Source organism: Nonomuraea sp. NPDC003201, assembly GCF_053590415.1.
On the sequence record NZ_JBSFTC010000539.1, the window covers coordinates 1 to 4,851 of the forward strand.

A 4,851-nucleotide genomic window follows, 5' to 3' on the forward strand; every position below is an offset into this window, starting at 1 on the left:
CCGGCGGAAGCGCGGCGCAGGCGATAAGGAGCGCGACGCCGATGACGACGTCAGGGCGCGTACCTGCGGGTGTCCAGCAGGAGCGCGCCGCGGCTCTGCCACTGCTGCTCCTCGCGGCGCACCATCAGCTCGCCGCGGCGGGCCGTCGAGCGCCAGTGCACCCGGCGCAGGTCGTCGCCCTGCCGGTACTCGCGTGGCGCCACGTCGTCGTCGCCGGCCGCGGCCACGCTCCTGGTACGGCTGTCGCCGCCGCCCGTCCACTCACCCGACAGCCGCACATGGGGGAGCGCCGCGACGTGCGGCGTCACCACGAGCGTGTCGCTGATCGTGAACGAGCGGGTCAGCTCGACGAGCCCGAACGGGTCGGCGATGCGGACCGACAGCGGGCCGATCGTGTAACGGCCGCGCAGGTCCGAGCGCACCCGGTAGTCGATCTCCCGCACGCCCCGCGACTCGACCCGGTCCAGCACGAACCGGGGCCGCACGCCCAGCGCGTAAGGAACGGTGTCCTCGATGAGCAGCAGGCCGGTCGGGAGCCTGGTGACGTTCTCCAGCCGCAGGGTCACGGTGGCCTCGCCGCCGACCTCCGCCCGCGGCGGGTCGAGGCGCCTGGCGCAGCTCAGCCGGTAGCGCGTGCGCGCCACCACCATGGCCGCCAGCAGCGGCAGCGCCGTCACCAGGACGCCGATCCTGAACAGGTCGTTCTCGCCCAGGATGACGGCCATCAGCAGCGCCGCGATGCCGGAGGCGAGGAACGACCTGCCCCTGGAGGTCAGCGCCCGCAGTCCGGCCCTCACGACGCCCTGGCCTCCGGCACCGGTACACGCCTGATCAGATCGGTCACCACCTGCTCGGGCAGGCGGCGCTGGCCCTGGGCCTCGACGCTGGGCAGCAGCCGGTGCGCCAGCACGGGGATGGCCAGGTCCTGCAGGTCGTCGGGGATGACGTAGTCGCGACCGGCCAGCGCGGCGTGTGCCCTGGCGGCCCGTACGAGCTGCAGCGTGGACCGGGGCGAGGCGCCCAGCCGCAGGTCGGGGGAGTGGCGGGTGGCCACGACGAGGTCGATGGCGTACTTCTTGACCGCCTGCGAGACGTAGACGCCGCGTACGGCCTCGATGAGGGCGCGCACCTCGGCGGTCGTCGCCACCGGCTCCAGCTTGTCCAGCGGCGAGGTCTGGCCGTGCACGTCGAGCATCTCCAGCTCGGCGTGCGGCTCGGGGTAGCCCATCGCGATGCGCGCGGTGAAACGGTCACGCTGCGCCTCGGGAAGGGGATAGGTGCCTTCCATCTCGATGGGGTTCTGGGTGGCGATCACCATGAACGGCGTGTCCAGCTGGTACGTCTCGCCGTCCACCGTCACCTGCTGCTCTTCCATGCACTCCAGCAGCGCGGACTGCGTCTTCGGAGAGGCTCGGTTGATCTCGTCGCCGACCACGATGTTCGCGAACACCGGGCCGGGCTTGAACTCGAACTCCCGGGTCTGCTGGTTGTACGCGCTGACCCCGGTGATGTCACTGGGCAGCAGGTCGGGAGTGAACTGCACGCGGCGCACCGGACAGTCGATGGAGCGCGCCAGCGCCTTGGCCAGCATGGTCTTGCCGACCCCTGGAACGTCCTCGATCAGGAGGTGGCCCTCCGCGAGCAGGACGGTGAGCATGATGCGGACGGCGTCGCCCTTGCCCTCGATCACCGATTCGATGGCGTTCCGAATCCGATGCGCGGTGGAGACCAGCTCGTCGAGCTGGGGAGGGACATCATGGGTTACTGCCACCGGGCCTCCATGAGAGAAGTGCGACGGCTGTCCCGTAGGGTGCCTTTGCGGGAGCCATGCCATTCCTTTTCCATTGTGTGTACGACCCTACGACGCTGTGGGTTCTCGGGCGACATTTGTGGATATTCCAGGGAACACCGGCGATGTTCCTGTTCTTGTCGCATAGCAGTACGAATCCCGTGACACGACACCCCACCGGGCGCTCCACTTTCCTCCACCGCGGGCTTCCCGAACGAGCCGAGCCCCTATTTCCGCGGCCTTTTGAACCCTCGACACGCCCATGAGGGTTGACCGCCCGGTCACCCCCCTCCATCCCGCTCCATCGCTCTGACCTGCGGTAACGCAACGGAAAGCGATGATGAAGACGGTTCGAATCAGTTGACGGTGGGGAGAAGTGGAGTATGGTGGTGCGCAGTGGAGGGCCCGGTGCACCAGCGCTGAGCGCTTCACGAGGCACGGGAGGTGGGTCCGGTGTTCCTCGGAACCCATCAACCGCGTCTGGACGACAAGGGACGGCTGTTCCTGCCGGCTAAGTACCGTGAGGAGCTGGCGGAGGGTCTTGTGATCACCAAAGGCCAGGAGCGATGCCTCTACGTCTTTCCCGTGGAGGAGTTCCAGCGCATTACCGAGGCTCTCAGCACCGCCCCGGTCACCGCCAAGGCGGTGCGCGACTACAGCCGCGTCTTCTTCGCCAGTGCGTCCGACGAGAAGCCAGACAAGCAAGGGCGCATCACGATCCCGCAGAGCCTGCGTCAGTATGCGGGTTTGGAGCGTGACTGCGTCGTCATCGGGGCCAACACCCGGCTGGAGATCTGGGACGCGCAGGCCTGGGACACCTATCTCAGCGCGCAGGAGCAGGCGTTCGCCGATCTGTCGGAGGAGGTGCTGCCAGGGATCTTGTAGTGACCACGGTCGATCCGTCGGTGTTGTCGTTCGGCGAGGTCTCCACCCGCAACCACTGCCGGTCAGCTGATGCACCTTCCCCGGTGTCAGATGACAGGCGTCCACGAAGAGGGTGCGGATGGGGACCTGGCCGGGCGGCGCCGGGTGGGGACTCAGAGGTGGCCGACGATCGATCTATACGCGTCATCCGCGGGCAAGGACGCGAGAGGGGGGTTGGAGATGCAGGACAACGCTGGCACGGGCGGTCACGTTCCGGTGATGCTCGAGCGCGTTCTGGAGCTGCTCGGGCCTTCGCTGTCCGGCAGCGAGCCGGTCGTCGTCGACGCCAACCTCGGCCTCGGTGGCCACTCGGAGGCCCTGCTCGCCGCCTATCCTTCACTCCATCTGATCGGGATCGACCGCGACCCTTTCGCGATCGACTTCTCGACCCGCCGGCTGAGCCCGTACGCGGACCGGATCACCCTGGTCCACGCCTCCTCCGGTGACCTGGCCGAGGTGCTCGCCCGCGCGGGGCGCACCACGGTCAACGGAGCCCTGTTCGACCTGGGGGTCTCCTCGCCGCAACTCGACGAGGCGGAGCGCGGGTTCGCCTATTCCTACGACGCGCCGCTCGACATGCGGATGGACACCGACCAGGAGCTGACGGCGGAGCTGGTGGTCAACACCTACTCCGCCCCGGAGCTGATCCGCATCCTGCGCGACTACGGAGAAGAACGATTCGCTCCGCGTGTCGCGGGCCTGATCATCAAGGAACGGGCCAAAGAGGCCATAACCTCGACTAAGCGGCTTGCGGACATCGTGCGTGAGGCGATTCCCGCCGCGACCCGGCGCACCGGGGGAAACCCCGCCAAGAGGACTTTCCAAGCGCTGCGCATCGAGGTGAACGCGGAGCTGTCCGCCCTGGAGGCGGCATTGCCCGCGGCACTCGACGCGCTGGCGCTGGGTGGGCGAGTCGTCGTGCTCTCGTACCACTCGCTCGAGGACCGGCTCACCAAGCAGGCCCTCACGGCGCGAACCAGGGACACCAGCCCCCCCGGGCTGCCCGTCCCCCTGCCGGCTCACCAGCCGAGGTTCCGCCTCCTGACGAGGGGAGCCGAGCTCCCAAGCGAAGAAGAGCTCGCCCGCAACCCGCGGGCGGCCTCGGCCCGGCTACGGGCGGCAGAGAGGATCCGTGTTGACGACTGAGCAGGAGACCGGCCGGGGAGCGCCCGTCCGCCGCGCGACCCCGAAGACGGGTACGCGCCGGCTCGGGGCGCCGCACCAGTCCAAGCCGCGGCCCCGTCCTGACGTCGAGAGCAAGCTGTCGGCGGCCGAGCGGGCACGCCTCGACCTCGACGGCAAGCGGCCCGGCGCCGAGCGGGAGCGCGCCGACGGCGCCACCCGCGTGCGTCCGGGCACCCGTTCCGGCGCCGGCACCGCCGGCAAGCGGATCGCCTCGGTGAGCGCGCAGATCAGGCGGCCGATGGCGCGGCGCAGGCCCGCGCGCAGCCAGCGCGCGCCGTTCGTGCTGCTCGTCGTCGGGCTGCTCTGCGGCGGCCTGGTGAGCCTGCTGCTGCTCAACACCATGCTGGCCAAGGACGCCATCACCGACGCCGACCTGCGCGACGAGATCGCGGTGGCGCGTCAGGAGAAGGAGAAGATCGAGCTGGAATACCAGCTCAAGACGCAGCCCGACGTCCTCGCCACGATGGCCGAGAAGGAGGGCGAGCAGCGCAACTGGAAGAACGTCGACAGCTGGAGCGGCGCCGACGGCCTGAGCGGTCAGGCGGACAGGGAACGGTGAGCAACTCGGGCGGCAGGGGGCAGGGACCCGGCCGCGGCGCTGGCGGCGCCGGCTCTCAAGGAGGGCCCGGCGCCGCTCGTCGTACGCCGGGAGGTCCGGGACGGGCGGGGCGGCAGGGCGGCTCCGCACGTTCTGACGGGGGCCGTTCCGACGGGTCGGGCCGTCCGGCGTCGCCGGAGAACCCGCCACGCCAGCCGCGCAAGCGCCCGCCGGACCCGCTGGACCTGCCGTTCGGCCCGGGCGATCCGCCACGTGGGCGTCCGCCGCGCGAGTCCGGCGACGAACCGCGCGGCCGTTCCCGCCGCGACGAACTCGACCGGTGCAGGGCTGACCGGCACCGCACCGACCACGAGCCACGGCGACCCGGCGCCGAGCCGCGCGGTCGCGTGCGTGA

General features: G+C 70.2%; 6 protein-coding genes. 3 read left to right on the plus strand and 3 right to left on the minus strand.

Annotated features, from left to right (window positions below):
- Positions 1–50: 50 nt before the first annotated feature.
- Entirely contained in the window at positions 51–797 is a 747-nt protein-coding gene (locus ACWDX9_RS60150; protein ID WP_449972854.1) for a DUF58 domain-containing protein, read from the minus strand.
- Positions 794–1,834 carry an AAA family ATPase gene (locus ACWDX9_RS60155; RefSeq protein ID WP_397366034.1) on the minus strand — a complete coding sequence of 347 codons (1,041 nt, stop codon included), beginning with the start codon at positions 1,832–1,834 and terminating at the stop codon, positions 794–796. Before ACWDX9_RS60155 ends, ACWDX9_RS60150 begins: the two co-directional genes overlap by 4 nt.
- A 408-nt stretch (positions 1,835–2,242) precedes the next feature.
- Between ACWDX9_RS60155 and mraZ the strand changes: the two genes are divergently transcribed.
- From mraZ to ACWDX9_RS60170, 3 genes are all read left to right on the plus strand, one after another.
- Positions 2,243–2,674: a division/cell wall cluster transcriptional repressor MraZ gene (gene mraZ / locus ACWDX9_RS60160; RefSeq protein ID WP_090930667.1), complete on the plus strand. Its 432-nt coding sequence runs from the start codon at positions 2,243–2,245 to the stop codon at positions 2,672–2,674.
- A gap of 219 nt (positions 2,675–2,893) precedes the next feature.
- A complete protein-coding gene (gene rsmH, locus ACWDX9_RS60165; protein ID WP_364251492.1) occupies positions 2,894–3,859 on the plus strand; it encodes a 16S rRNA (cytosine(1402)-N(4))-methyltransferase RsmH in 966 nt (321 codons plus the stop codon).
- Positions 3,849–4,457, plus strand: a complete 609-nt coding sequence (locus tag ACWDX9_RS60170; protein ID WP_449972857.1) for a hypothetical protein — start codon at positions 3,849–3,851, stop codon at positions 4,455–4,457. The genes rsmH and ACWDX9_RS60170 overlap by 11 nt, the downstream gene beginning before the upstream one ends.
- Here ACWDX9_RS60170 and ACWDX9_RS60175 read toward each other — a convergent pair.
- The coding region (locus tag ACWDX9_RS60175; protein ID WP_449972859.1) for a hypothetical protein at positions 4,436–4,851 on the minus strand (416 nt) is incomplete at its 5' end. The genes ACWDX9_RS60170 and ACWDX9_RS60175 overlap by 22 nt on opposite strands.

Bases quoted from the DNA above. Each gene is read 5' to 3' on its own strand.
- ACWDX9_RS60155 (WP_397366034.1), bottom strand. From the start codon at position 1,834: ATGGCATGGCTCCCGCAAAGGCACCCTACGGGACAGCCGTCGCACTTC.
- rsmH (WP_364251492.1), top strand. From the start codon at position 2,894: ATGCAGGACAACGCTGGCACGGGCGGTCACGTTCCGGTGATGCTCGAG.